Raw genomic sequence first — 25,071 nt, 5'->3', positions numbered from 1 at the left:
GAGCGGGCTTGCCCGCGATGAGGCCCTAGAGAGCACCCCATAACAACAAGGAGGCCCCCGTGAGCGTAATCAGTAAATCCATTCTCCTCGTCGACGACGATGAGGAAATCCGCGAGTTGCTGCAAACCTACCTCAGTCGCGCCGGCTTCCAGGTGCGGGGTGTGTCCAATGGCGCAGGGTTTCGCCAGGCCATGGACGAGGCACCGTGCGACCTGGTGATCCTCGACGTGATGCTGCCGGACGAAGATGGTTTCAGCCTTTGCCGCTGGGTGCGCCAGCACCCGCGCCAGGCCCAGGTGCCGATCATCATGCTGACCGCCAGTTCCGATGAGGCCGACCGGGTCATCGGCCTGGAACTGGGCGCCGACGATTACATCGGCAAGCCCTTCAGCCCACGTGAGTTGCAGGCCCGGATCAAGGCATTGCTGCGGCGCTGCCAGTTTGGCCAGGAGCGCAGCGGTGGTGATGTGCTGGTGTTCGATGAGTGGCGGCTGGACATGATCAGCCACCGGCTGTTCCACCTCGACGGCGAGGAAGTCATCCTCTCCGGGGCCGATTTTGCCCTGCTCAAGCTGTTCCTCGATCATCCGCAGCAAATCCTTGATCGCGACACCATTGGCAACGCCACCCGTGGCCGCGACCTGATGCCCCTCGACCGGATTGTCGATATGGCTGTCAGCCGTCTGCGCCAACGCCTGCGCGATACCGAAAAACCTCCACGGCTGATCCGCACCGTGCGTGGCAGCGGTTACCAACTGGCGGCCAGTGTGGTTGCCAGCAATGCCCACTGAACGCCGGCGCATTCCGGTCCCGCGTTCATTGTTGGGGCGCATGCTGCTGCTGACCCTGTTGGCCGTGCTGTTTGCCCAGGCCTTGTCCAGTGTGATCTGGGTGTCGCAGTTGCGCGCCACCCAGCTTGAAGGCCTGGTCACCAGTGCCCGTAGCCTGGCGCATTCGATGACGGCCAGCGTCAGTTATTTCCGCTCGTTGCCAGTGGCTTATCGGCCGCTGGTGCTGGACCAACTGCGCAGCATGGGCGGCACGCGTTTTGTGGTGACGCTCAATGACAAGCCGCTGGATATGGAAGTGCTGCCGCAAACGCCGCGCAAGCTTGCGGTGCTCGGTGTCGTGGATGAAGTCTTGCGCCAGACCCTGGGCAGCAACGTGCATTTTTCGGTGGAGTTTGTCAGCGCCGAAGACCTGCGCATCTTCAATGCCGGCTTGAAACTCGATGAACTGCCACGTTCCTGGGCGCATTACGCGTTGACCCTGGAACCGGTCAATCCGCCGGTGCTGGTCACGCAGATCCAGTTGGCGGCGGGCGAGTGGTTGTACATCGCATCGCTCTTGCCCGAACCCTACACCAGCCTTGAAGAGCAGGGCCTGCCGTCCCAGCAAGTGTGGTTTATTGTGCTGACCAGCGGGTTTCTGCTGCTGTTTATCGGGTTGCTGGTGCATTGGCAAAGCCGCCCGCTCAAGCGCCTTGCGCGCGCGGCGCGGGACCTGTCCCTGGGGGCCGACGTGGAGCCGGTGGCCGAAGGCGGCGGCAGCGAAGTGGTGGAAGTGGGCCGTGCGTTCAATGCCATGCGCGAACGGATCAGCCGCTACCTGACCGAGCGCAGCCAGTTGTTCAGTGCGATTTCCCACGACCTGCGTACCCCGATCACACGGCTGCGCTTGCGTGTGGAGTTGTTGGAGGACGAGAAGCTGCAAGCCAAGTTCGGCCGTGACCTGGACGAACTGGAACTGCTGGTCAAAGGTGCGTTGCAGTGCGTCAAGGACACCGATATCCACGAGAACATCGAGCCGGTGGACCTCAATCATGTGCTCGACTGCCTGGTGGAACCGTACCTGGCGCCCAATGGCAATGGGCGGGTGACCCAGCATGGTCGGGCGCTGACGGCCTACCCGGGCAAGCCGCTGGCGCTCAAGCGCTGCATTGGCAACCTGATCGACAACGCCTTGAAGTATGGGCAGAACGCCCATCTGCATATCGAAGACGATGGCGCGCAGTTCATCCTGCATGTGGATGACGAAGGACCGGGGGTGCCGGAGCAGCGCCTGGAACAGGTCTTTGAACCGCACTTTCGCCTGGCCGGGCAGCAGCAAGGCTATGGCTTGGGTTTGGGGATTGCGCGCAACATCGCCCACAGCCATGGCGGCGAAGTCAGCCTGCAGAATTTGCGCGAAGGTGGCCTACGGGTGACCTTGCAGTTGCCCCGCACACCCGATTGACGCGGTAGGTCAGATGCTTTGGCGCAGCCTGGCCAAATCGCGCAGCGGCGGCGCGCCAAACAGGCGGCTGTATTCTCGGCTGAACTGCGATGGGCTTTCATACCCCACCCGATAACCGGCCGCCGAGGCCTCCAGGCCCTCGGCGATCATCAGCCGCCGTGCTTCCTGCAAACGCAGCTGTTTCTGGTACTGCAACGGGCTCATGGCGGTGATGGCCTTGAAGCGGTGATGCAGGGTCGACACGCTGAGATTCACTTCCCTGGCCAAGTCATCGATACGCAGCGGTTGCTCGTAGTTGCTGTTCAACCAGGTGATCGCACGGCTGACCCGATGGCTCTGACTGTTGGCCACGGCGATTTCATACAGCCGATAACCCTGGGGCCCACGCAGCAAACGGTAGAGAATTTCACGGTTGATCAATGGCGCCAGCATCGCAATGTCTTTGGGCGTATCCAGCAAACGTGCCAGGCGCAGTACGGCGTCGAGCAGTTGGGTGTCGATCTGGTCGACATACATCCCACGGGATGTCGGGCGCGCGGGCACCCCCATCGGGCCGGCTTCGGCAATCAAGGCTGTCAGTTGCGCCGGGTCGATATTGATCCGTACCGACAGGTTGGGATCTTCGGGCGTGGCATCGATGACCCGCCCGGCAACCGGCATTGCGACCGAGAACACCAGGTAGTTGAGCGGGTCATAGGCAAAGATTTCATCCGCCAGGCGCACTTCCTTGCTGCCGTTGGCAAGGATGCACAGGGCGGGTTCCACCAGCACCGGCATGAAGTCGCGCGGTGTGTTGTGGCGGTTGAGGTACAGCGAGGTGATCGCCGTGCCGTAGGAACCGTCTTCCCAGGTATGCCGGTGCACGATGCCGGCCAGTTCGGCGCGCTGCTTCTCCATCTCGGCATCGAGGGGAATGGGCGGGTGTTCGGGCGACGGCATGGGGCGTCCTCTACATGCTTCTTGGATGGGCTTAGCTTAGCGGTGGCAGTTGCAATCGCGTTATGTCGATTCTGCACAATCCTTGCCTGATCCTGCGGCGTCTCTTGAATCAGGCAAGCACACGGCCTGTCATCTGCCTGAAACAAGGCGTATGGGCTCTGAGTAAAGCCTGGGGCTGAACTGTCTATCTACGCCTCTGGCAGGATTGTGCAATAAGCCAGCAGGAATCGACTAACTCTGCCCGCGCCCGCGCCCGTATCTTTGATCCTGTGGCAACACGCCCTCACAGTGCTTGCCGAGCATCACTTCTCAACGGGAGAGTCGAACATGTCCACCCCCATTCCCGCGAGCCATATGGCCTTTATCCGCGCCTGTAGCGGGTGCAGCACCGAACTGGGTGCACGCTTGAGCAGTTTGATCGAACCGGGCCGCCAGGCTCAGGGTTGCCTGCAGTTCTCGTTGCAGCATTCCCAGATTGACCCCGACGTATGGCTGGTTTCAGGTTTCTGGAGCAGCGAGCAAGCCATGAGTGCCTACTTCAGTTCGCCGGCCCTGATGTTGTTTACCGAGTTGTTGAACGACGGGGTCGTGCGCAGCATGGACTTTCGGACCTTCACCGACGCGTCTGCCCTGGATGCCTACGGCGAGTACCTGCAACTGGCCGGTTAGGGTTTAGAATGGCCGACTTTCCATTGGCCAGGACCTGCAACATGGCACGTAAAGAGTTTGCCCACCACGAAGCTGTTTCCGCCCTCGTGCGCGAAGACCAGGGTGGCTATAGCGCCGCCATTGCCGTCAAGGCACTGGATGGCATGAGCGCACCGCGCTTTCACAAGATCCTTGATGGCCAACTGTTCAAGACTGCCGATGACGCCGATGATGCGGCGGCCCAGCAATTGGAGCGCTTGATCGATATCGATGAAGAGGGCCAGTTGGCCTGGGCGACCGCAACCAACTAAAGCACACCACCGCTCCCACATTTTTTACGGTGTTTCAGTCAGGGTTTGGTGGCGCCTGGGCGGTACATCTTGAACAGCGCTTGCGGGCCCAGTTGGAAATAATCCGCCGGGCCGCCACCGCGCAAAATCGGTTCGGCAGCAGCGGTGTCGTACACCCCGTCCTTGAGCAACCACTTGGCGATATGCACCGCGACCACTTCGCCGAGCACCAGCCAGCTAGGTACCAGTTCCTTGTCGGCCCGTTGCAGTTGAATGATCTGCGTGACCTTGCACTCGAACGACACCGGGCTCTCGCCCACCCGTGGTACGGCAATCACCTTGGACGCTACCGGCGTCAGCCCGGCCAGTTCAAATTCGTTGACCTCAGGCGAAACGGCAGCGCAGCTCTGGTTCATCTGCTCGGCCAGTGGGCGCGTGGCCAGGTTCCAGACAAACTCGCCGGTCTGTTCGATATTGTTCAGGCTGTCTTTGCGCCCGACGCTGGAAAAACCAATGATCGGTGGAATGTAGTTGAACGCGTTGAAAAAACTGTAGGGCGCCAGGTTCAGGCGGCCTTCGTTGTCCTGGGACGAAATCCAGCCAATCGGCCGTGGGCCGACGATGGCATTGAACGGGTCGTGGGGCAGGCCGTGGCCGTTGGCGGGTTCGTAGAAATGGATATCGTCGGGCATAGACAGGGTTCCTGCTGGTGGTTCCGGAAAGGACACGATAGTGCACGCAATTGTGTGAACAGCGAAACCAAATGTGGGAGCGGGCTTGCCCGCGATAACTGAGTGTCAGTCGATACATCCGTTGACTGATTCACCGCTATCGCGGGCAAGCCCGCTCCCACATGGTTTACCGCATCTTGCTGGTCAGTCGGTGGTAATCCGCGAGTGCTTGCGGGTGTCTTTCATGGTGATGTAGACCAGCAACGACACGGCAATACACGCCGTCACGTACCAGTAGTAGCCGGTTTCCATGCCGATGCTCTTGAACCACAGGGCGATGTATTCGGCGGTACCGCCGAAGATCGACACGGTCAGCGCGTAAGGCAGGCCTACACCCAGTGCGCGGATTTCGGTAGGGAACAGTTCGGCCTTCACCACGGCATTGATCGAGGTGTAGCCGCTGACGATGATCAGCGCCGCCATGATCAGGAAGAACGCGCCCCACCAGGTCTGCACGGTGTGCAGGGTGGTGAGGATCGGTACGGTGAATAGCGTCCCGAGGATACCGAAGGCGATCAGGATCGGCCGGCGACCGATCTTGTCCGACAGGCCGCCGACGATCGGTTGCAGGCACATGAACAGGAACAGTGTGGCTGCAGAAATGGTGGTGGAGTCGGAAATGCTCATGCCGACGGTGTTCACCAGGTACTTCTGCATGTAGGTGGTGTAGGTGTAGAAGGCCAGGGTGCCGCCCATGGTCAGGCCGACCACGGTCATCAGTTCCTTGGGGTGGCGCATCAAGGTGCGCATGGCGCTTTCCTTGGCTTTTTCCTTCTTGGTGAACGATTCGGTTTCTTCCATGCCGCGTCGCAGGTACAGCGCTACGACCGCACACAGGGCGCCAATGGCGAACGGGATACGCCAGCCCCAGGCGTACAGTTGTTCGGTAGTCAGGGTTTGTTGCAGCACGATCAGCACGCCGAGGGCGATGAGCTGGCCGGAGATCAGGGTCACGTACTGGAAGCTGGAGTAGAAACCACGACGTTCCTTGGTCGCCATCTCGCTGAGGTAAGTGGCTGAGGTGCCGTATTCGCCGCCGACCGACAGGCCCTGCAGCAAACGGGCAAATACCAGCAGGATCGGCGCGCCGATGCCGATGACTTCATAGCCAGGGCTCAGGGCAATCAGCAATGAGCCGAAGCACATTAGGTAGACCGAGGCCATCAAGGCCTTTTTACGCCCGACTTTGTCAGCGTAGAGGCCCATCAACCAGCCGCCAATCGGGCGCATCAAAAAGCCCACGGCGAAGATCGCGGCGGTGTTGAGCAGTTGGGCAGTGGTGTCGCCTTTGGGGAAGAAGGCTTTGGCGAAGTACAGCGAGAAGGCGGCGTAGACGTACCAGTCATACCACTCGACCATGTTGCCGACCGATCCGCTGAAGATCGACTTGATCCGGCTGGAAGTAGTGCGTTCTTTTGCCGGCACGGCAGCCGACCCCAGAGGCAGGGAATTGGAGTTATCCATTGAAGGATCCTTCATGTCATTGTTTTTGTGGAGCGCGCGTCAGCGCAGCCTGGTTGGGGCTATAGCAGGAGCTGTGCCAATTGGCTGAAGGCCCGTTCTAGAAGGGTGTAGGAATTTTTTTGAGCGGAAAGCCGCTGATGATTTTTTGGTGGTGAGCGGAAATCCGCTTATGGCGGTTGTCCTCATGAGCCCCCTCAATCCACCGCAAGAAACATCTCCCGGGCCAGCCCATGGCGCTGCATCTTTTCATTGAAGGTGCGCCGTGGCAGTTGCAGCTCGGCCAGCACGGCCTTGATATCGCCTTTATGCCGGGTCAATGCGGCTTTCAGGCAGTGGGCCTCGAACGCTTCCTGCTGCGCGGCCAGGGATTGCCCGGCCTCGATACCTTCCGGCTCCGGCTCACCCAGGCCCAGCACCTGGCGTTCGGCAACGTTGGCCAACTCGCGCACGTTGCCCGGCCAGTCATGGCTCAGCAGCCGCCCCAGTTGCGGCCCGCTGAGTGGCGCGGCATCCCGGCCCAGGCGTTCGGCGGCGCTCTGGGTGAAGTGTTCGAACAGTAGCGGAATGTCTTCGCGGCGCTCGCGCAACGGCGGCAGGCGCAATTGCGCAACGGTCAGGCGATAAGCCAGGTCTTCACGAAAGCGGCCGGCGCGGGCTTCGTCCAGCAGGTCGGGCTTGGTCGCGGCGATGATGCGCAGGTCCACCTTGATGCTCTGGTTGGAGCCCAGGCGTTCGAGTTTCTGCTCCTGCAGCACCCGCAGCAGCTTGACCTGCTGGGCCAGGGGCATGCTTTCGATCTCGTCGAGAAACAGCGTGCCGCCGTCGGCATACTCCAGTTTGCCGATGCGCTTGCCCTGGGCGCCGGTGAAGGCGCCGCTTTCATGGCCAAACAGTTCGGCTTCAAACAGTTGCTCGGGGATCGCCGCACAGTTGAGTGCGACAAACGGCTTCTTCGCCCGGGGGCCGAAGTCGTGCAGGCAGCGGGCGACCAACTCCTTGCCGCTGCCGGTTTCGCCACGGATCAGCACGTTGACCGGCAAGGCCGCCAAATCCAGGACTTGGCGTCGCAGCGTTTGCAGGCTGCGGGACACCCCCAGCAGGCTCGATTCGAGCTTGGCCCGATGATCGGCCTGTTGGTGCAGGCGGCGGTTTTCCAGGATCAGGCCGCGCTTGTCCAGGGCCCGGCGCAGGCCGGCGAGCAGGGCGTCGGGGCTGAAGGGCTTTTCGAGGAAATCGTAGGCGCCGTCGCGCATGGCTTCGACGGCCATGGGGACGTCGCCATGACCGGTCAGCAGGATCACCGGCAAATCGGCATCGCGCCGTTGCACCTCGGCCAGCAGCTCCAGGCCGCTGAGGCCGGGCATGCGCACGTCACTGAGAATCACCCCGGGGAAATCCCTGGGCAGGCGGGCCAGGCAGTCCTCGGCACGGCTGAACAGTTGCACCTCAAAACCAGAGAGGCTCAGCCACTGTTCGACGGCCGTGCGGATGCTGGCCTCGTCATCAACCACGATCACCGCGTTCAGCATAGGTCCGGCGCCTCCAGCGCAATGGGCAGGGTCAGGGTGAAGACGGCGCCGTCGCCGTGGTTGGCAGCACTCAAGCGTCCCCCCAGTTCATGCACGATAGCGTAGGACACCGCCAACCCGAGCCCGAGGCCGTCACCCACCGGTTTGGTGGTGAAGAACGGGTCGAACACATTATTCAGGTGTTCCTCGGCAATGCCGCCGCCGCTGTCGCTCACGCTCAGGTGCCACAGTTGTTGATCGGCATGCAGGCGGATTTCCAGGCGTTTGTGCGGCGCGTTGGCCATGGCATCGAGGGCATTGCGCAACAGGTTGATCAGCACTTGTTCGAGGCGAATGGCATCACCACGCACCCAGGCCGGGCGGGTCAGGTCGAGCACGATGCTGATGGCTTCGTCGCGCAGGCGGGCGTCGAGCAAGTGCAGGGACTGGTCGACCACGGTCGCCAGGTCCAGGCGTTCGCGCAGACCGCTGGGGCTTTTGCGGGCGAAGGTCTTGAGGTGGCCAGTGAGGCCTGCCATGCGGGTGAGCATATCGTCCAGGGGCGTCAGCGCCTGGTAAGCGTCATCGATGCGCCCGTGATCGAGCAGCAGGCGCAAGGTGGCCAGTTGCATGCGCTGGGCAGTCAGTGGCTGGTTGATTTCATGGGCCAGGGCCGCAGACATCTGTCCCAGCGCTGCCAGTTTGGCCGATTGCACCAGGCCATCCTGGGCGGTGCGCAAGGCCTGGGTGCGCTCTTCCACCAGGCGCTCCAGTTCTTCGCGGCTGCGCTGGCGCAAACGGGCCAGGCGCCAGCGTTGGGTCAGGAACAACAGCAGGAACACCAGTGCCAACCACAGGCCGGCGGCGGCGAGCCCTGCATTGCGCTGATCTTCAAAGGCGACCTGGGGTTTGCGCAGTAAGTGCAGGGTCCAGCCTTCGGCTTTGAGGGGCAGGGATTCCCAGATGTAGTTGGCGTTGCCTGCGGGGCCGGCCACACGCACCAGGTGACTGTTTTCGTCGAAGCGCTGCAAGGTCTGGGTGTCCAGGGGCAGCAGTTGTTTCTTGTCGTATTGGCGCGTGGCCTTGAGTTCAGCCAGATCGTTGGCCGACAGCGGGCGCAGGTTGCGGTAACGCCATCCGGGTTTATTGGCGATAAATACAATGCCCCGTGCATCACTGACCAACAGCAGGTCATCGCCCTGGGCCCACTCGCGTTCCAGTTCCGGGAACTCCAGCTTGACCACCATGGCGCCAATGAACTGCTCCTGCTCATCCACTACCGCGCTGGAAAGGAAATACCCCGGGATCCCGGTGGTCACCCCCACCGCATAAAAACGCCCGGTGCCCTGGCTGCGGGTCTGGCTGAAATAGGGGCGAAACGCATAGTTGTGGCCGACATAGCTGCTGGGCAGGCGCCAGTTACTGGCAGCCACGGCCAGGCCGGTACGGTCCATCAATTCCAGGGTCGAAGACTGCGCGGCGCCGTTGATACGTTCCAGCTTGTGGTTGAGCACGTCCTGGGTCGCCGGATCCAGCGGGCCTTTCAAGGCGCGGATCATTTCCGAATCCAGGGCCAGCACGGCGGGCAGGGCGCGGTAACGTTCGATCAGGGTGTGCAAGGAGTTGGCATACAGTGCCAACTGCTGGTTCGCGCGCCCGGCATCGTCCACCAGGGACTGGCGTTCGGCCTGGCGGATGGCAACGCTGGCCGCGAGGACGGCACCGGCAATAATCAGCAGGGAGTAGAAGGTCAGACGCAATGGGCGAGGGATCGCGATCATACGAGAATGAGCAGTTGCAGTAGGGGGCGAGCACCATAACATGCGCCGCTTGGATCTTGTGGCGAACGGGCTGGTGTGACAACTGGGCTTGTGTGGGAGCGTTTGCTGCGACCACAAAAAAGGCGACTGCGGCATGGAGCCACAGTCGCCTTTTATCCTTGCAGGGAGGTGCTTACTGCACTTCTACCGCCAGGCTCTCACTGATCTTTTGCTGCCAGATGGCAGGACCTGTGATGTGTACCGACTCACCGTTACTGTCGACTGCAACAGTCACCGGCATGTCTTTTACGTCGAACTCGTAGATCGCTTCCATGCCCAGTTCGGCGAACGCCACCACACGCGACTTCTTGATGGCTTGCGCCACCAGGTAAGCCGCGCCGCCGACGGCCATCAGGTACACGGCCTTGTGGTCCTTGATCGCTTCGATGGCGGTCGGGCCACGCTCGGATTTGCCGATCATGCCCAGCAGGCCAGTCTGTTCAAGGATCTGGCGGGTGAACTTGTCCATCCGCGTAGCAGTGGTCGGGCCAGCCGGGCCAACCACTTCTTCGCGCACCGGATCGACCGGGCCGACGTAATAGATGAAACGACCCTTGAGGTCGACCGGCAGGGTTTCACCCTTGTTCAGCATCTCGACCATGCGCTTGTGCGCCGCGTCACGACCGGTGAGCATCTTGCCGTTGAGCAGCACGGTTTCGCCCGGTTTCCAGCTTTGCACGTCTTGCGGGGTCAGGGTGTCGAGGTTGACCCGACGCGCCGACGGACCGGCTTCCCAGACGATTTCCGGGTAGGCGTCCAGCGGTGGCGCTTCCTGGGCAACCGGGCCGGAACCGTCGAGCACAAAGTGCGTGTGACGGGTGGCGGCGCAGTTGGGGATCATGCACACCGGCAGGGAGGCGGCGTGGGTCGGGTAGTCCATGATCTTCACGTCGAGCACGGTGGTCAGGCCACCCAGGCCCTGGGCTCCGATGCCCAGTTGGTTGACCTTCTCGAACAGCTCCAGGCGCATCTCTTCGATACGGTTGGACGGGCCGCGCTTTTTCAGCTCGTGGATGTCGATGGATTCCATCAACACTTCCTTGGCCATCACGGCGGCTTTCTCGGCGGTGCCGCCGATGCCGATGCCGAGCATGCCCGGTGGGCACCAGCCGGCGCCCATGGTCGGAACGGTCTTGAGCACCCAGTCGACGATCGAGTCGGACGGGTTGAGCATGGCCATTTTCGACTTGTTCTCGGAACCGCCACCCTTGGCCGCCACGTCCACTTCCACGGTGTTACCCGGGACGATGGAGTAGTGGATTACCGCTGGGGTGTTGTCCTTGGTGTTCTTCCTGCTACCTGCCGGGTCGGCGAGGATCGAGGCCCGCAGGACGTTTTCCGGCAGGTTGTAGGCGCGACGCACGCCTTCGTTGATCATGTCGTCCAGGCTCATGGTGGCGCCATCCCAGCGCACGTCCATGCCGACACGGACGAACACGGTGACGATCCCGGTGTCCTGGCAGATCGGGCGGTGGCCGGTGGCACACATGCGCGAGTTGATCAGGATCTGGGCCATGGAGTCACGGGCTGCCGGCGATTCTTCGCGCAGATAGGCCTCGTGCATCGCCTGGATGAAGTCAACGGGGTGGTAGTAGGAAATGAATTGCAGGGCGTCGGCAACGCTCTGAATCAGGTCGTCTTGCTTGATCACGGTCATGAGTCGCGCTCCTCTATAAGGGAACATTCAATAAAGGTGGCTTCAGTGTTGCATCGGTCGGCTGAAGCCACCTTTCCAAGGCACGCCAAGTGGTGCAGGCGCGACGCTAAAAAGGCGCGGCAGTATAACCCGGCGCGGTGGCCGATACACCCGACGATGGTCACGAATGGCCGGCTCGATTTAGCTGTAGGTGCGAGCGTGCTCGCGAAAAGCGTGAATCTGGTGGGTTTCATCAGGCAGCCCGCGTTATCGTTAGCGACATTCGCGAGCAAGCTCGCTCCTATAGTTGAAGAGTTTTATGCCTGAACTGCACGTCGGCGCACGCCACTGGTCGGTTTCCACCGGCAGCAATCTGCTGGATGCCTTGAACCAGGCCGGTGTGGCCGTTCCCTACAGTTGCCGCGCCGGCAGTTGCCACGCTTGCCTGGTGCGGTGCCAGGGTGAGGTCGAGGACAAGCAGCCCGATGCCTTGAGCCCGGCACAACGCCAGGACGGTTGGCGCCTGGCCTGCCAGTGCCAGGTCACGGGTGACGTGCAGGTTGAAGCCTTCGACCCCTTGCGCGATGGTGCAGCGGCAACCGTACTGAGCGCGGATTGGTTGAGCCCGACGGTGCTGCGCCTGCGCCTGCAACCGGAGCGTGGGCTGCGTTATCAGGCCGGCCAGCACCTGGTGTTGTGGGCGGGTACGGTGGCGCGACCATATTCCCTGGCCAGCCTGCCCCAGGACGATTCGTTCCTGGAGTTTCACCTTGATTGCCGCTTGCCCGGCGAGTTCAGTGATCTTGCTCGGCAGTTACAGGCCGGTGATCAACTGCGTCTGGGCGAATTGCGCGGAGGGGCGTTGCACTACGATCCGGACTGGCAATCCAGGCCGCTGTGGCTGCTGGCATCCGGCACCGGCCTGGCACCCTTGTGGGGCGTGTTGCGCGAAGCCTTGCGCCAGGATCACCATGGCGCCATCCGCGTGATTCACCTGGCCCATGATACGGGCGCGCATTATCTGGCCGAGCCCCTGGCCCAGCTTGCCGCCAGCCATGACAACCTCACCGTCGAGCTGTGGACAGCGGCGCAGTTGGCCGGTGCTTTGGCGCAACTGCGCCTTGTTTCCCGGCAAACCCTGGCCTTACTCTGCGGGCATCCCGGCAGTGTCGAGGCCTTTTCCAAGCGCCTGTTCCTGGCGGGCCTGCCGCGTAATCAACTGCTGGCCGATGTGTTCCTGCCCCGTGGTTGAGCGCTGATTCCAATCTGCGAGACTCACCATGACCGATGCCATTGTGCTGCAACGTGACCGTGGGCTGCTGATTCTGCAGCTCAACCGCCCCGACAAGAAAAACGCCCTGACCCGCGCCATGTACCACCAGTTGGCCGAGGCATTGGAGCAGGCTGATGCTGATAACACGGTCAATGCGGTACTGATCCAGGGCAGCAGCGAGTGTTTTACCGCCGGCAACGACATTGGCGACTTCTTGCAACAACCGCCCACGGACCTGGACAGCCCACCGTTCCTCTTCATGAAAAGCCTGCTTAATTGCCGCAAACCGGTGATCGCTGGGGTGGCCGGTGCTGCGGTGGGCATTGGCACGACGCTGTTGCTGCATTGCGACCTGGTGTATGTCAGCCGCGATGCCCGGCTGCGCATGCCGTTCGTCAACCTGGGGCTGTGCCCGGAGTTTGGCTCCAGCCTGATCCTGCCGCGTTTGCTTGGGCATGCGAAGGCTGCCGAATTGTTGCTGCTGGGCGAAGGATTCAGCGGCGAGCAAGCTGCGCAGTGGGGCATTGCCACACAAGCGCTGGACAGTGGCGCAGCCGCGCTGGCCAAGGCGCGGGAGGTGGCCGAGCGTTTCGAGAACCTGGCGCCGGGCGCGGTGCAGATCAGTAAACAGTTGATGAAGAGCGTTGATCGCGAGCAGTTGCACCAGGTGATCGAGGAGGAGGGCGCGCTGTTTACCCAGCGGTTGAGGTCGCCGGAGGCGATTGCGGCGTTGTCGGGGTTTATTGCCAGGCGCTGATGACGCCATCGCAGGCAAGCCAGCTCCCACTTTTGACCGTGTTTCTTCAGAACGACTCGGTCAAGTGTGGGAGCGGGCTTGCCCGCGATGGGGCCGGCCCAGTCACCCCATCACCCTGCTCTGAAATGCAAAAAGCCCCGGCACTCACATGCCAGGGCTTTTGCTTTCAGCAGGTCACTCAGACCATCTTGTCGCCAACATGCAGGATCTTCATGCCGTTGGTGCCACCGATGGTGTGATAGCTGTCACCCTTGGTCAGGATCACCCAATCGCCTTTCTCCACGACGCCACGCTTGAGCAGTTCGTCGATGGCAGCCTGGCTGACTTGCTCAGGCGGCAGGGACGCCGGGTCGAACGGTACGGTGTACACGCCACGGAACATGGCCGCGCGGGCCTGGGTTTCGCGGTGCGGGGAAAACGCGTAGATCGGGATCGAGGAGCGGATGCGCGACATGATCAACGGCGTGTAGCCACTTTCGGTCAGGGCGATGATCGCCTTTACACCCGGGAAGTGGTTGGCGGTGTACATGGCGGCCAGGGCGATGCTCTGGTCGCAGCTTTCGAACACCTTGCCGATGCGGTGGCTGGAGGTCTTGCTGGTCGGGTGCTTTTCGGCGCCGACACAGATACGCGCCATGGCCTGGACCGCTTCCAGCGGGTACGGGCCGGCCGCACTTTCCGCCGAGAGCATCACGGCGTCGGTGTAGTCGAGCACGGCGTTGGCCACGTCGGACACTTCGGCACGGGTCGGCATCGGGTTCTGGATCATCGACTCCATCATCTGGGTCGCCACGATCACCGCTTTATTGTGGCGGCGTGCGTGCAGGATGATTTTCTTCTGGATGCCGATCAGCTCAGCGTCACCGATTTCCACGCCGAGGTCGCCACGGGCAACCATCACTGCGTCGGACGCCTTGATCAGGCCGTCGAGGGTTTCGTCATCGGCCACGGCTTCAGCGCGTTCGATCTTCGCCACCAGCCAGGCGGTACCGCCGGCTTCGTCGCGCAGTTGGCGGGCGTATTCCATGTCGGCAGCGTCGCGCGGGAAGGACACGGCGAGGTAGTCCACTTCCATTTCGGCGGCGAGCTTGATGTCAGCCTTGTCTTTTTCAGTCAGGGCTGGCGCGGTCAGGCCACCACCGCGACGGTTGATGCCTTTGTGGTCGGACAGCGGGCCGCCGATGATCACAGTGCAGTTCAGCTCGGTGACGGTGGCGGTGTCGACGCGCATGACCACTCGGCCGTCGTCCAGCAGCAGTTCGTCGCCGACGCCGCAATCCTTGACCAGGTCCGGGTAGTCGATACCCACGACTTGCTGGTTGCCTTCGGTCAACGGATGGCTGGTGGAGAAGGTGAACTTGTCACCGATCTTCAGCTCGATGCGCTTGTTGGCGAATTTGGCGATCCGGATCTTCGGACCTTGCAGGTCACCCAGCAGCGCGACGAAGCGGCCATGCTTGGCGGCGATGTCACGTACCAGCTTGGCGCGAGCCTTGTGCTCGTCCGGGGTGCCGTGGGAGAAGTTCAGACGGGCAACGTCCAGGCCAGCCAGAATCAGCTGTTCGAGGACTTCCGGCGAGTTACTGGCCGGGCCAAGGGTGGCGACGATTTTGGTACGACGGACGGACATGCACGGACTCCTGAGTTCTAGCGCTGGGGAAGGCTACTATGCTCTTTGGCTGTAGTCATTGTTCGTTTGCACTACTTATTATCGATTCGCTTGTTTTCACTCTAAGGAGCGGGACGAACAACCCTGAAGATTTTCGCCCAAGGGTCGATACACTGCTCAAGACAGGAGAACACCCCATGCGAGTTTTGATCATTGCTGCCCTGGCCGTCAGTGTTGTCGGCTGTACCCGTTGGTCGATGGACCATCATTTGAACAATGCCTACCGTGCCTACAACGTAGGCGACTGCGAACGGGTCACGTTGGAGTTGTCCCAGGTCGACCGTGAAAGCCGTTCCCGTCGCTACGTGCAGCCGGAGGTCTCGATGCTGCGCGGGCAGTGCCTGGAGCGGCAGAAGTTGTTTGTGGACGCGGTGCAGACCTATCAGTTCATCATCAGCCAATACCCGGCGAGCGAATACGCGTTCCGCGCTCGCGCACGGCTGGATACGCTGCAACAACTGGGGCATTACCCAGGTGCAAGCCCGGCACGAGCACGCCCTGCGGCCTTGTGATGACATTTATCATTTGATAGCTGGCCTCTTGCCAGAGTTAGGCTATTCTTTGAATGTCTGTTTGTACAACTTTTAATTCAAACAGATATAAAACCCGAGTTTCGGCGCAGCTAAAGTGATGTCGTACCGAGATCCAGGGAGAGAGGGGCGTTGCAGGCAGCGCTCCGGCCCGAATCACAGGAGCGGCCAGTCATGGCCATTGGACGGCGACCTCAGCATGTTTACCGACCGACGAATTGAGCGGCATCAATTGCCCGGCTTTTTACAGGTATTCAACCGTTTCACGGATAAGCCCATCGGTTACTTGGGCAACATCTCCAGTGAAGGGCTGATGCTGATCAGCCAATTACCCATGATGGTCGACGTGGATTTTGAGCTGCGTTTGAAAATCCCCGGACCTGAAGGGGATGTGCATGCCATTGATTTCACGGCCACTTGCCTGTGGAGTCGGGAAGATATCAACCCCCGGCATTACGATTCGGGGTTCATCCTGCGGCAGGCGCCCGCCGAGTATGGGCAGTTGATGGTCGCGTTGTTGCAGTACTTCAGTTTTTACCCCTTGCAGACTTCGGCCTAGCGCCATGTGCCCTTCATAGCACGCCGGCTTTTTTCCAGCCCAGGTAACGGGTGACCAAGTCGGCACCCAGCTCCGAGGGGTGGGCATCCAGCACCGCCAGGCCCTGCGCTTTCAGGCGGTCATGCAGTTCTTCCCGGGCATTGAGGTAGTCGACACTGCCACAGTAGGCCAGCGCTTGCGGCAGGGTTTGCACGGGGGCCTGGCGCACTTGATCCAGCACTTCTTCGCGCAGGCTCGCGACCAATACCCGATGCTGGCGACTGATGCGCTTGACTGCGGTAAGCAGATCCTCGTCGTCTTCATCACGCAGGTTGGTCACGACAATCACCAGCGCCCGGCGTTTCTGGCGGGCCAGCAGTTGATTGGCCGCGGCCTGGTAGTCAGCGGCTCGCCGGGTGGTGTCCAGGTCGTATACCGCGTTGAGCAACTGGTTCAATTGGCCACTGCCCTTGACCGGCGCCAGGTAGCGCGGCTGGTCGCTGGCGAAGGTACACAGACCCACGGCATCGCCCTGGCGCAAGGCTACATAGCTGAGCAGCAGGCAGGCGTTGAGGGCGTGGTCGAAATGCGACAGTTCGCCGTCCTGGCTACGCATCCGTCGGCCGCAATCGAGCATGAAGACAATCTGCTGGTCGCGTTCATCCTGGTATTCCCGGGCAATCGGCGTGCGTTGCCGTGCGGTAGCCTTCCAGTCGATCTGGCGCAGGCTGTCACCCTCGCGAAACTCCCGCAGTTGATGAAATTCCAGGCCCAGGCCGCGACGCTGACGCTGGCGTACACCCAGTTGGCTGAGCCAGTTATCCACCGCCAGTAACTGCGCACCATACAGGCGGGCAAAATCCGGGTAGACCCGTGTGGCATCCTTGACCGGCACCTGGCGTTTTACTGTCCACAATCCCAGGGGGCTGGGCAGGTGCAACTCACAGTGTTCGAAGCTGAAATGCCCACGGCTCAAGGGGCGCAGGCGGTAACCCAGGTCACTGTGCTCACCGGGGCGCAGGGCGATGGACTGCGGCAGGTTTTGCACGCTCAAACCATCCGGTACGTGATCAAACACCTCAAGGATCAGCGGCTGTGGATAGTCATGCTCCAGGGTAATCCGCACCTCGCTCCAGCGCCCCAAAGCCAGGCTGCCCGGCATCTGCCGGCGCAGGCGTGGCGAGGGGCGGCGCTTGAGGCGGGCCGCATCGAGCAATGTCAGCAACAACAGCGCCAGGAGCAGGCCCCAGGCCACGGAGTGCAGGGTGACCGGCACCTTGAATTGCAGGGCCATGGCTGTTCCGAGGGCGATGTTCAGGCCCAGCAACACCGCGAGCCAGGCCAGCAACAGGCGAGTGGGTCTCATGGGCAGGTCACTGGCGGGGTGCCGACACTTGGTCGAGCAGTTGGGTCAGCACCTGATCCACTTCCAGCCCTTCGATATCCAGCTCCGGGGCGATGCGTACCCGATGGCGCAACACCGCCAGCGCACAGCTCTTGATGTCGTCCGGGGTCACGAATTCGCCACCGCGCAGCAGGGCGCGGGCTCGGGCACCACGGACCAGGGCGATGGAGGCCCGTGGTCCGGCGCCAAGGGCCAGGCCGGGCCAGGTGCGGGTGGTACGGGCCAGGCGTACGGCGTAGTCGAGTACCTGCTCATCCAGGGCCAGCTCACTGGCGACCTGCTGTAACAGCAGCACATCATTGGCCTGGAGCACGGTGCGCAGAGGCTGTACGTCGAGCATGTCGGCGCGGGATGAACGGGTCACTTCACGCACCATATCCAGTTCTTGCTGCGCGTCCGGGTAGTCCATGCGCACCTTGAGCATGAACCGGTCGAGTTCGGCCTCAGGTAGCGGGTAAGTGCCTTCCTGTTCGATGGGGTTCTGGGTGGCCAGCACCATAAAGGGTTGGCCGATGGGCAAGGCTTCGCCCTCAAGGGTGACCTGGCGTTCCTGCATGGCTTCGAGCAAGGCGGCCTGGGTTTTCGCCGGGGCCCGGTTGATCTCGTCCGCCAGTAGCAGGTGGGTGAACAACGGCCCTTTGCGCAGCTTGAACTGTTCGGTGTGCAAGTCGTACACGGCATGACCTGTGACATCGCTGGGCATCAGGTCCGGGGTGAACTGGATACGTGCGAAGTCGCCGTCAAAGCAGCGGGCCAGGGCGCGTACCAACAAGGTCTTGCCCAGGCCGGGAACGCCTTCGAGCAGCACATGGCCGCCGGCGATCAGCGCAGTCAGTACGTCATCGATCACCGCATCCTGGCCAATCACCGCCTTGCGCAGTTCGGTGCGCAGCGCTTGGGCCAACTGGGTGGCCCGCCCGGCGTCGAGGGTGTTGGATAGGTCCACTGGAGAGTCGCTCATAGGGCATTCCTGAGAGTTTGCAGGCAGGCCACCTGGCGGCTGAAGTCGGCGCTGGAAAGCCGCTTTGCCGGGAGTGGGCCGAGGGCCTGGCTGATAATTGAAGCGGGTTGACGGGTCAGGCGTTCAAGGGCCTGCCATTGTCCGGCGGTATCCAGTTGCTCGAATCCGGGGTGGCGGCGGCGCGCGGTGCGCTGGATATCGCGCTGCAAGGCTTGCAGCAGGCTGTTTTGCCCGCTGCGGCGCAGCAGGAAGTCGGCACTGGCATTCAGGTGTTCCAGCAATTGGCGGCGGGCTTTCGGGGCCGGCGCCTGGATGGGCCCCTGGCGTACTCCGGCGCGCCACAACCCCAGCAGAATCAAGGCGGCGAGTGCCACCAGGGCCTGGGGGAAATAACGCAGCAACAGGCTGAACAGATTCTCGACATCAGTATTGGACAGCAGGGTGACATCGCTGCCCTGGGTCAGGTACCACAGTAGCCAGGCGTTGTCGTGCAAGCCGATGGCCGGGATTTTCCACAGTTCGCTGTCGGTGATCACGGTCACCCGACCGTGCCCGAGATTGAGTTGCATCAGGTGGCTGGACTTGGAGCTGTTGGCCGAAAACTGTGCAAGGTGCCTGGGGTCGATGAGGTTGAAGTCCGTGTCGAAACTGAAAAACGCCGGTGCGGTTTCGTTATCGACATAGAGCCGTGTCAGGTCCGGTTTCTTGCCCTTGCGAGCGGGAGCCGGCTGGTCGAAATCATCGCTGAAGGCCTGGCGCAACTGCAGTCGATCGAGCAGCAGGTCGCCGCTGTCCTGGGTTTCTTCATCCCAGATGGCTTCGGCCACCAGCAGCAGATGGCCGCCGGCCTTGGTCCACTCCAGCAGTTGCTCAACCTGGCGTGGGGTCATGTTACTGCGCTCGCTGAGCAACAGCAGGCTGCTGCCTTTGGCGGGCAGGGTGGCCAAGCGCTCCAGGTTTTGGGCGTGCTCGACGGCCAGGCCTTGCTGGCTGAGGAAATGTTCCGCAGCCAGGTAGGGATTGGCCTGGGCTTCGGGGGATGGGCCACGATCGACGACTTCCTCATAGGGGATCGCCTTGTGCCAGGCGTAGAAGCCTCCTGCCGTCAGCAGGCATGCCAGGATCAACCCGAGCCAGATCAGCAGCCGGTTCATCGCGCGGCCTCGCTGTTGAACAAGCTGCGCCAATGGGTGCAGAGCTGTTGTTGGGCCAGGGGCGTCGGTACGCGATGGCCATAGGCGAGATTTTGCCAGTGCCGGGTCAGGTCGTCGCTGAACGCCAGCAGTTGTGGATGTTGCAAATGGCGCACGTGTTCCAGGACCTGACCTTCGGTGTCGGCGTTTTTCAGTGGCAGGTTGAAGTCATGCAGCAGCCGGCTAAGCAGGCCGCGATACAGCAGGCCAAGGGCTTCACGGGGTTGCGTGGCCCAGAGTTGCTCGGCGGCACTGGCGATATCGTCGGGCAAGGTTTCCACACCCATGTCCAGGCCGAACAGCTGTGACGGCATCGGTTGCGTCGGCGTGGGGCGGGCTGCGCGGCGACGGCTGACAAAGGCGTGCAACCAGTCGCGATAGCGCCAGGCGACCAGGCCAATACCTGCGATCAGCAGGCCCCACAACAGCACCTCCATGACGAGTGCCAGGGACTTGAATGTGTCGCTGTTGAGCTTTTTGAATAAGGATTCAAGCCAGGCAGGCAGCCGTGCATCACCTGCGGGCTTGGCTTTGCTGGTGCTCTTGTCCTCGCCAAAACGGTAGCGGGTAACGGTCTCTGGGTTCTTGAAGGGGGGGTGTTCCAGCAGGCGCTTGATCGCCTGGCTGGCGGCTGGCGTACTCAACGGTTTCGCGGGCTGGGGTTGATCGGCCATGGCGTGGGGTGTTGGCGGGACCACCAGCAGGCCGACAGCCAGCAGCAGGATGGCCACTGTTGATCCCAGGCGCTGGCGCAAACGGCGGAACACCAATTCCAGGTCCCAGGCTTCAAGCACGGTACGCCGGTTCAGGTAGAGGCTGAATCCACACGCCACATAGATTGGCTCCCAGAGCACCAGAATCAGGGCGTAGAAGGCATTGCTCAGGTGTTCCAGCCAGAGCCAGTCCTGGCTGCTGGCCAGCGCCAGTTGCTGCCAGTCCCAGTCCAGCTCTACCTGTTGTGGCAGGAAGAGGTAGAACAGCGCCATCAAGCCAATCCACAGGGCTGTTTCCAGGTGTATGCCGATCAGCGTCAGCCAGCGTGCAGCGCCGGCATTGCGTTGTTGCAGCACTCCCAACCGCTGCTGGCGGGCCTGGCCTGAGAGGCCTTCAAGTTGCACCACAGGCATGACAAAGCTGCGACTGAGGCTAAAGCGCCTCCAGGTCAGGCTGGCCAGCAGTTGCCCCTTGAGCAGGCGCGGCCATTGGCGCAGCGCTTGCTTGAGGGTGGGTGTCTCGCCAAACAGCGCCTTGGACAGGATATACAGCGGCAGGCGCTCAAAGGCGGGTTTCAACCACCAGAACACCAGCACGGCTACAGACGGGTAGTCCCATAGTACAAGGCTGATCAGGGCAAAGATCGGCAGGCTCACCAAGGCCCAACTGCTCATCAATAGCACACGGTGCTCACGGGCCAGCAATACCCCCAGGTCCATGGCCTCCCACGTGGAGCGAGGGCGGATCACCACGCTGGCGTCACTCAGGCGCATGACGACTCCTGCCGGCGAACAGCAGATAGGCGATCACCATCGCCCAGAGCGTGGCGCCCACCAGGTATTTCCCCCAAGGCTCCACGGCGGTTGTGGAGGACCAATAGGCTTCTATAAAGGCTGCAATCAGCAGGAATACAATCACCCCACAGATCATTTGCACGCTTTTACGGGCGGCCAGCCGCAGCGCTTCACCCCGGGGCAGCGCACCCGGTGCGATCAAGGCCCAGCCCAATTGCAGGCCAGCCGCGCCGGCCAGGGCGATGGCCGTCAGTTCAAAGGCACCATGGCCGATGACAAAGGACCAGAAGGTTTGCCCGTAGCCGATTTCGGTCAGGTGCCCGGCGATGGCGCCGATCATCAGGCCATTGAAAAACAGGAAAAACACGCTGCCCAGGCCAAACAGCAAGCCGCCGGCGAAGGTCTGGAAGGCGATGCCGATGTTGTGCATGACGTAGTAGCCGAACATCATCCAGTCCTCACTCGATGCCCGCTCGGCCGCGCGCCCCAGGCGGCTGGCGTCGGGGTCGTACATGCCCTGCATCTCGGTCACTTGCTGGGGGCTGACGATGGCGTAGATCAGGTCGGGGAACAGATAGACCAGCAGTGCAATACCGATCAGGCTGCCAAAGAACAGCAGGCAGGCCACCAGCACGAAGCGCCACTGTTCGCGAACCGTGCGGGGGAAATCGGCCAGCAGGAAGCTCAGGGTCTTGGCGCCGAGTTGGCTGCGATGGCGATACAGTTGTTGATGGCCGCGCAGGGCCAGTTGTTGCAGTGGGTCTACCAGGTAGCTGCTGTAGCCGCGCTCCTGCGCCAGCGCCAGGTGTTGGCACAGGCGTCGGTAATCATGGGGGAAGTGCGTCAGGTCCTGGGACTTGGCCTTGCCTTGTTCAAGCAGTGTCACTTGCGTGGCGAAGGCCTGCCAATGCGGCTGGTGACGGGTTTCGAACAGGCTCTGTTTCATGAAGGCCCCAGCAGGCCACGGGCCACGCCATTGAGCTGTTCCACGGCGCGTGCGGGGGAAACCTGCAGGGGCGTAGCCAGAATCGCCGCCAGCTCGTGGGTCCGTTCGGCGGAGAGCTCGGCCTGGCGCTCGGCAAAACCCAGGATCGCCCGCTGCTCGTTCAGCTCAAGGGCAAAGGGCAGGCGCAATGCCAGGGCCTGGGGCACGTGTGGTCGGGCCAGGGGTTGTTCGCGATAAATCACCAGGGTACCGGCCGCAATGTCGCCCAGGCGCTTGAAGTGGGGATGTTGCAGGCAACTGATGGCGCCGAGGAAGTAGCCGAACGGCAACATATCGACAAAGCGCAGCAGGTTGCGGATCAAGGAGGCGGACCAGCCAATGGGCGTGCCGTCATCCTGTACCACGCGCAGGCCCATGATCTGCTTGCCTGGTGAACAGCCCTGGTTAAGCACTTCGAACAGCACCATGTACCACCAACTGACGAGAAACAGCAGGATCGAGCCGAGGCCGATGCCCAGGTTGCCGAGAAACGCCAGGGCGATGAACAGGATGCCGAGGATCAGGCCGCGCAGTCCCAGGTCGAAACCGAATGCCAGTGCCCGGGGCATCAGCCCGGCGGGGCGCAAGGGCAGGTCGATACCTTCGGGGGTCTCGATCTGGTAGCGAGTGTCCAATGGGGCGGTGGGCATTGCGTTCCCTGGCAGTGCGGCGTGGCTGGGCATGGGCAACCTCATCGGCTGGCCGGCAAGTTGAGAGGCCGATGCTAGCAGTGTCGTCGCTGGAAGTAACACCTGAAAATGCGCCAAGGTTTCACTGAATGTTTATCCAGTGCATATGGCGCTGGCCCCGGGCGGCCTCCAGCGCCTAGACTTTGTCGGTCTTCAGCACAGGAATAGCCCGTGACCTCGATCTTCTGGTACGACTATGAAACCACCGGCATCAACCCACGCAGCGACCGCCCGCTGCAGGTCGCCGGGATTCGCACCGACCTTGACCTCAATGAGATAGGGCCGCCGGTCAACCTCTATTGCCAGCCCAGCGAGGATATCCTGCCGCACCCGGCGGCGTGCATGATCACTGGCATTACCCCCGGCCAACTGGCAGAAAAAGGCCTGGCCGAAGCCGATTTCATGACGCGGGTGCATGCCGAGCTGGCGGCCCCCGGCACCTGCGGCGCGGGTTACAACACCCTGCGTTTCGACGATGAAATGACTCGCTACAGTTTGTATCGCAACTTTTTCGACCCTTATGCGCGGGAATGGCAGGGCGGGAACAGTCGTTGGGACTTGATCGATGTGATGCGCACGGCTTATGCGCTGCGTCCCGACGGCATCGTCTGGCCCGAGCAGGACGGGCGCGTGACCCTCAAGCTGGAGCGCTTGACGGCGGCCAATGGGATCGACCATGGCCAGGCTCACGAGGCCTTGGCCGACGTGCGTGCCACCATCGCCTTGGCGCGCCTGGTCCGGGACAAGCAACCCAAGTTGTACGAGTGGTTGTTTCAACTGCGCAGCAAGCAGCGGGTCATGGATCAAATCCGCCTGTTGCAGCCTATGGTGCATATTTCCGGGCGTTTCTCCGCCGAACGCCATTACCTGGGAGTAGTCCTGCCGCTGGCGTGGCATCCGCGCAATCGCAACGCGTTGATTGTCTGTGACCTGGGGCTCGACCCGCAGGGGTTGCTGGACCTGGATGCCGAAACCCTGCGCCAGCGTCTGTATACCCGACGCGATGAGTTGGCCGAAGGTGAGTTGCCGGTGCCGCTCAAACTAATACACATCAATCGTTGCCCGGTGGTTGCGCCGCTGAGTGTGTTGCGGGCACAAGACCAGCAGCGCTTGAATCTGGACATGAGTGAATATCAGGCCCGGGCACTGCGGCTAACTGACGCACAGGAACTTTGGCAGGATAAATTGCCAGCGATTTATGCCGAAGAAGATTTCGCTGCCAGCACCGACCCGGAGCAACAGCTCTACGATGGTTTTATTGGTGATCGGGATCGGCGTTTATGTGAACAAGTCCGGACTGCGGAGCCTGCGCAATTAGCACGCCAGCAGTGGCCTTTTGATGATCATCGTTTGCCGGAATTATTATTTCGCTACCGTGCCCGTAACTTTGCGTACACCTTGGATGATGAAGAGCAACAACGATGGAAACTATTCTGTCAGCAACGCTTGTCAGACGCGGATTACGGTGCGCCCAATACCCTTGAGAGTTTCAATAAGGCCAGGCTTGAGTTGGACGTTAGTGCTACATCGTTTCAGCGACAGGTACTGGATGAATGGCAGGAATATGCTGACGCTTTACGCCAGCGCCTGAGCCTGTAATCGGCGTTTGATAAAAAACGCACAATAAAAAACGCCAGCGAGCTGGCGTTTTTTATTGTGCCGTAAATCAGGTGAGGACCTGGCGAGCCTTAGCCCAGCAGGGTAGCCCAGCCTTCAACCACGTCACCGCCCCACTTGGCTTTCCACTCTTTCAGAGTCTTGTGGTTGCCACCTTTGGTTTCAATCACTTCGCCGTTGTGCGGGTTTTTGTATTGTTTGACCTTGCGCGCGCGCTTGGTGCCGGTAACTTTTACCGCGCCGCGTGGTGCTTTAACTTTCGATTCCGGATCCAGCAGCGCGATGATGTCACGCAGGGATTTGGAGTACTCACCCATCAGGGTGCGCAATTTGCCTTCGAATTCCAGCTCGGTTTGCAGTTTGTCGTCTTGGGACAGGTTCTTCAAACGGGCTTGCAGCTCTTTGATAGCTTCTTCGGTGGCACGGTATTCGTTGATCAGGGACATGAGGACTACCTTATGCGGGGCGCTGAGGGACAGGGATAGTGGCCTAATAATAGTCAGACAGTTTCCCCAAGTAAACATTTAAGCTCGGTTTTATGTAATTTACTTTGATTGATTGTAGGGAAGGTTGGGCGTGAGTGCATTATTTAGTGCGTACAACCGGCTAAAGATATTCTCGGCGGCCGCAAAAACTGAGTGCAACACCTCACCCTCCGGTAAGGTGCCGCCATGT

At 61.4% G+C, this 25,071-nt stretch carries 23 protein-coding genes; 9 read left to right on the top strand and 14 right to left on the bottom strand.

Annotated features, from left to right (window positions below; translation table 11 throughout):
- The first annotated feature begins 59 nt into the window (after positions 1 to 59).
- Positions 60 to 791, top strand: coding sequence for a response regulator (locus KL786_RS23330; protein WP_032862448.1), 732 nt, complete (start codon positions 60 to 62; stop codon positions 789 to 791).
- On the top strand, positions 781 to 2,235 hold the full coding sequence (locus KL786_RS23325; RefSeq protein ID WP_215519115.1) for an ATP-binding protein: 1,455 nt from the start codon (positions 781 to 783) through the stop codon (positions 2,233 to 2,235). The genes KL786_RS23330 and KL786_RS23325 overlap by 11 nt, the downstream gene beginning before the upstream one ends.
- 9 nt (positions 2,236 to 2,244) lie before the next feature.
- Here the strand turns inward: KL786_RS23325 and KL786_RS23320 are convergent, their stop codons facing one another.
- The gene (locus tag KL786_RS23320; RefSeq protein WP_215519114.1) at positions 2,245 to 3,174 is read right to left on the bottom strand and encodes an AraC family transcriptional regulator; all 930 of its coding nucleotides are present in this window, start codon (positions 3,172 to 3,174) and stop codon (positions 2,245 to 2,247) included.
- Positions 3,175 to 3,501: 327 nt separating this feature from the next.
- On the opposite strand from KL786_RS23320, the gene KL786_RS23315 reads away from it, so the two are divergent.
- Both KL786_RS23315 and KL786_RS23310 read left to right on the top strand, forming a co-directional pair.
- Complete coding sequence (locus KL786_RS23315) at positions 3,502 to 3,843, top strand: antibiotic biosynthesis monooxygenase family protein (protein WP_215519113.1); 342 nt, start codon at positions 3,502 to 3,504, stop codon at positions 3,841 to 3,843.
- 8 nt (positions 3,844 to 3,851) lie between these two features.
- Entirely contained in the window at positions 3,852 to 4,133 is a 282-nt protein-coding gene (locus tag KL786_RS23310; RefSeq protein ID WP_032862452.1) for a hypothetical protein, read from the top strand.
- Between the two features lie 38 nt (positions 4,134 to 4,171).
- On the opposite strand, the gene KL786_RS23305 is transcribed toward KL786_RS23310, so the two are convergent.
- The 5 genes from KL786_RS23305 to KL786_RS23285 form a co-directional block, all read right to left on the bottom strand.
- A complete protein-coding gene (locus KL786_RS23305) occupies positions 4,172 to 4,804 on the bottom strand; it encodes a flavin reductase family protein (RefSeq protein WP_215519112.1) in 633 nt (210 codons plus the stop codon).
- Positions 4,805 to 4,987: 183 nt separating this feature from the next.
- Positions 4,988 to 6,307, bottom strand: a complete 1,320-nt coding sequence (locus KL786_RS23300) for an MFS transporter (RefSeq protein WP_032862456.1) — start codon at positions 6,305 to 6,307, stop codon at positions 4,988 to 4,990.
- 194 nt (positions 6,308 to 6,501) lie between these two features.
- Entirely contained in the window at positions 6,502 to 7,836 is a 1,335-nt protein-coding gene (mifR, locus tag KL786_RS23295; RefSeq protein WP_215519111.1) for a two-component system response regulator MifR, read from the bottom strand.
- Positions 7,830 to 9,596, bottom strand: coding sequence for a sensor histidine kinase (locus tag KL786_RS23290; RefSeq protein WP_032862459.1), 1,767 nt, complete (start codon positions 9,594 to 9,596; stop codon positions 7,830 to 7,832). Before KL786_RS23290 ends, mifR begins: the two co-directional genes overlap by 7 nt.
- Positions 9,597 to 9,768: 172 nt before the next feature.
- Complete coding sequence (locus KL786_RS23285) at positions 9,769 to 11,292, bottom strand: fumarate hydratase (RefSeq protein WP_215519110.1); 1,524 nt, start codon at positions 11,290 to 11,292, stop codon at positions 9,769 to 9,771.
- Positions 11,293 to 11,590: 298 nt separating this feature from the next.
- On the opposite strand from KL786_RS23285, the gene KL786_RS23280 reads away from it, so the two are divergent.
- On the top strand, positions 11,591 to 12,523 hold the full coding sequence (locus KL786_RS23280; protein ID WP_215519109.1) for an iron-sulfur-binding ferredoxin reductase: 933 nt from the start codon (positions 11,591 to 11,593) through the stop codon (positions 12,521 to 12,523).
- Positions 12,524 to 12,551: 28 nt separating this feature from the next.
- Positions 12,552 to 13,301 carry an enoyl-CoA hydratase-related protein gene (locus KL786_RS23275; protein WP_215519108.1) on the top strand — a complete coding sequence of 250 codons (750 nt, stop codon included), beginning with the start codon at positions 12,552 to 12,554 and terminating at the stop codon, positions 13,299 to 13,301.
- Between the two features lie 178 nt (positions 13,302 to 13,479).
- On the opposite strand, the gene pyk is transcribed toward KL786_RS23275, so the two are convergent.
- Positions 13,480 to 14,931, bottom strand: coding sequence for a pyruvate kinase (gene pyk / locus KL786_RS23270; protein WP_032862464.1), 1,452 nt, complete (start codon positions 14,929 to 14,931; stop codon positions 13,480 to 13,482).
- 176 nt (positions 14,932 to 15,107) lie between these two features.
- On the opposite strand from pyk, the gene KL786_RS23265 reads away from it, so the two are divergent.
- Positions 15,108 to 15,482, top strand: coding sequence for a tol-pal system YbgF family protein (locus KL786_RS23265; protein WP_032862465.1), 375 nt, complete (start codon positions 15,108 to 15,110; stop codon positions 15,480 to 15,482).
- A 217-nt stretch (positions 15,483 to 15,699) separates the two neighbouring features.
- The gene (locus tag KL786_RS23260; protein ID WP_215519107.1) at positions 15,700 to 16,059 is read left to right on the top strand and encodes a PilZ domain-containing protein; all 360 of its coding nucleotides are present in this window, start codon (positions 15,700 to 15,702) and stop codon (positions 16,057 to 16,059) included.
- A gap of 13 nt (positions 16,060 to 16,072) precedes the next feature.
- Here KL786_RS23260 and KL786_RS23255 read toward each other — a convergent pair whose 3' ends face one another.
- Genes KL786_RS23255 through KL786_RS23230 form a run of 6 tightly spaced genes read right to left on the bottom strand, consistent with a single transcriptional unit; the run spans position 16,073 to position 22,740 of the window.
- On the bottom strand, positions 16,073 to 17,404 hold the full coding sequence (locus KL786_RS23255; RefSeq protein WP_215519106.1) for a DUF58 domain-containing protein: 1,332 nt from the start codon (positions 17,402 to 17,404) through the stop codon (positions 16,073 to 16,075).
- A gap of 7 nt (positions 17,405 to 17,411) precedes the next feature.
- Positions 17,412 to 18,404 carry an AAA family ATPase gene (locus KL786_RS23250; RefSeq protein ID WP_215519105.1) on the bottom strand — a complete coding sequence of 331 codons (993 nt, stop codon included), beginning with the start codon at positions 18,402 to 18,404 and terminating at the stop codon, positions 17,412 to 17,414.
- The gene (locus KL786_RS23245) at positions 18,401 to 19,558 is read right to left on the bottom strand and encodes a DUF4350 domain-containing protein (RefSeq protein WP_215519104.1); all 1,158 of its coding nucleotides are present in this window, start codon (positions 19,556 to 19,558) and stop codon (positions 18,401 to 18,403) included. The genes KL786_RS23250 and KL786_RS23245 overlap by 4 nt, the downstream gene beginning before the upstream one ends.
- Positions 19,555 to 21,084: a DUF4129 domain-containing protein gene (locus KL786_RS23240; protein ID WP_215519103.1), complete on the bottom strand. Its 1,530-nt coding sequence runs from the start codon at positions 21,082 to 21,084 to the stop codon at positions 19,555 to 19,557. The genes KL786_RS23245 and KL786_RS23240 overlap by 4 nt, the downstream gene beginning before the upstream one ends.
- Entirely contained in the window at positions 21,071 to 22,051 is a 981-nt protein-coding gene (locus tag KL786_RS23235) for a stage II sporulation protein M (protein WP_215519102.1), read from the bottom strand. Before KL786_RS23235 ends, KL786_RS23240 begins: the two co-directional genes overlap by 14 nt.
- On the bottom strand, positions 22,048 to 22,740 hold the full coding sequence (locus KL786_RS23230) for an RDD family protein (protein ID WP_215519134.1): 693 nt from the start codon (positions 22,738 to 22,740) through the stop codon (positions 22,048 to 22,050). The genes KL786_RS23235 and KL786_RS23230 overlap by 4 nt, the downstream gene beginning before the upstream one ends.
- Positions 22,741 to 22,950: 210 nt before the next feature.
- On the opposite strand from KL786_RS23230, the gene sbcB reads away from it, so the two are divergent.
- On the top strand, positions 22,951 to 24,378 hold the full coding sequence (gene sbcB / locus KL786_RS23225; protein ID WP_215519101.1) for an exodeoxyribonuclease I: 1,428 nt from the start codon (positions 22,951 to 22,953) through the stop codon (positions 24,376 to 24,378).
- 89 nt (positions 24,379 to 24,467) lie between these two features.
- On the opposite strand, the gene mvaT is transcribed toward sbcB, so the two are convergent.
- Positions 24,468 to 24,842 carry a histone-like nucleoid-structuring protein MvaT gene (mvaT, locus tag KL786_RS23220; protein WP_029295469.1) on the bottom strand — a complete coding sequence of 125 codons (375 nt, stop codon included), beginning with the start codon at positions 24,840 to 24,842 and terminating at the stop codon, positions 24,468 to 24,470.
- Positions 24,843 to 25,071 lie beyond the last annotated feature (229 nt).

The sequence above is a fragment of the Pseudomonas sp. TAE6080 genome (assembly GCF_018732265.1).
Taxonomy (GTDB): Bacteria; Pseudomonadota; Gammaproteobacteria; order Pseudomonadales; family Pseudomonadaceae; genus Aquipseudomonas; species Aquipseudomonas brenneri.
Note: the sequence above shows the minus strand (reverse complement) of the source record. Positions and strands in the feature narration are given on the sequence as shown.

Coding starts and splice junctions, on each gene's coding strand:
- KL786_RS23250 (WP_215519105.1), bottom strand. CDS start 18,404: ATGAGCGACTCTCCAGTGGACCTATCCAACACCCTCGACGCCGGGCGG.
- mvaT (WP_029295469.1), bottom strand. CDS start 24,842: ATGTCCCTGATCAACGAATACCGTGCCACCGAAGAAGCTATCAAAGAG.
- KL786_RS23245 (WP_215519104.1), bottom strand. CDS start 19,558: ATGAACCGGCTGCTGATCTGGCTCGGGTTGATCCTGGCATGCCTGCTG.
- pyk (WP_032862464.1), bottom strand. CDS start 14,931: ATGTCCGTCCGTCGTACCAAAATCGTCGCCACCCTTGGCCCGGCCAGT.
- KL786_RS23265 (WP_032862465.1), top strand. CDS start 15,108: ATGCGAGTTTTGATCATTGCTGCCCTGGCCGTCAGTGTTGTCGGCTGT.
- KL786_RS23300 (WP_032862456.1), bottom strand. CDS start 6,307: ATGGATAACTCCAATTCCCTGCCTCTGGGGTCGGCTGCCGTGCCGGCA.
- KL786_RS23240 (WP_215519103.1), bottom strand. CDS start 21,084: ATGCGCCTGAGTGACGCCAGCGTGGTGATCCGCCCTCGCTCCACGTGG.
- KL786_RS23305 (WP_215519112.1), bottom strand. CDS start 4,804: ATGCCCGACGATATCCATTTCTACGAACCCGCCAACGGCCACGGCCTG.
- KL786_RS23260 (WP_215519107.1), top strand. CDS start 15,700: ATGTTTACCGACCGACGAATTGAGCGGCATCAATTGCCCGGCTTTTTA.
- KL786_RS23290 (WP_032862459.1), bottom strand. CDS start 9,596: ATGATCGCGATCCCTCGCCCATTGCGTCTGACCTTCTACTCCCTGCTG.
- KL786_RS23325 (WP_215519115.1), top strand. CDS start 781: ATGCCCACTGAACGCCGGCGCATTCCGGTCCCGCGTTCATTGTTGGGG.
- KL786_RS23230 (WP_215519134.1), bottom strand. CDS start 22,740: ATGCCCACCGCCCCATTGGACACTCGCTACCAGATCGAGACCCCCGAA.
- KL786_RS23280 (WP_215519109.1), top strand. CDS start 11,591: ATGCCTGAACTGCACGTCGGCGCACGCCACTGGTCGGTTTCCACCGGC.
- mifR (WP_215519111.1), bottom strand. CDS start 7,836: ATGCTGAACGCGGTGATCGTGGTTGATGACGAGGCCAGCATCCGCACG.
- KL786_RS23285 (WP_215519110.1), bottom strand. CDS start 11,292: ATGACCGTGATCAAGCAAGACGACCTGATTCAGAGCGTTGCCGACGCC.
- KL786_RS23255 (WP_215519106.1), bottom strand. CDS start 17,404: ATGAGACCCACTCGCCTGTTGCTGGCCTGGCTCGCGGTGTTGCTGGGC.
- KL786_RS23275 (WP_215519108.1), top strand. CDS start 12,552: ATGACCGATGCCATTGTGCTGCAACGTGACCGTGGGCTGCTGATTCTG.
- KL786_RS23235 (WP_215519102.1), bottom strand. CDS start 22,051: ATGAAACAGAGCCTGTTCGAAACCCGTCACCAGCCGCATTGGCAGGCC.
- KL786_RS23315 (WP_215519113.1), top strand. CDS start 3,502: ATGTCCACCCCCATTCCCGCGAGCCATATGGCCTTTATCCGCGCCTGT.
- KL786_RS23310 (WP_032862452.1), top strand. CDS start 3,852: ATGGCCGACTTTCCATTGGCCAGGACCTGCAACATGGCACGTAAAGAG.
- KL786_RS23320 (WP_215519114.1), bottom strand. CDS start 3,174: ATGCCGTCGCCCGAACACCCGCCCATTCCCCTCGATGCCGAGATGGAG.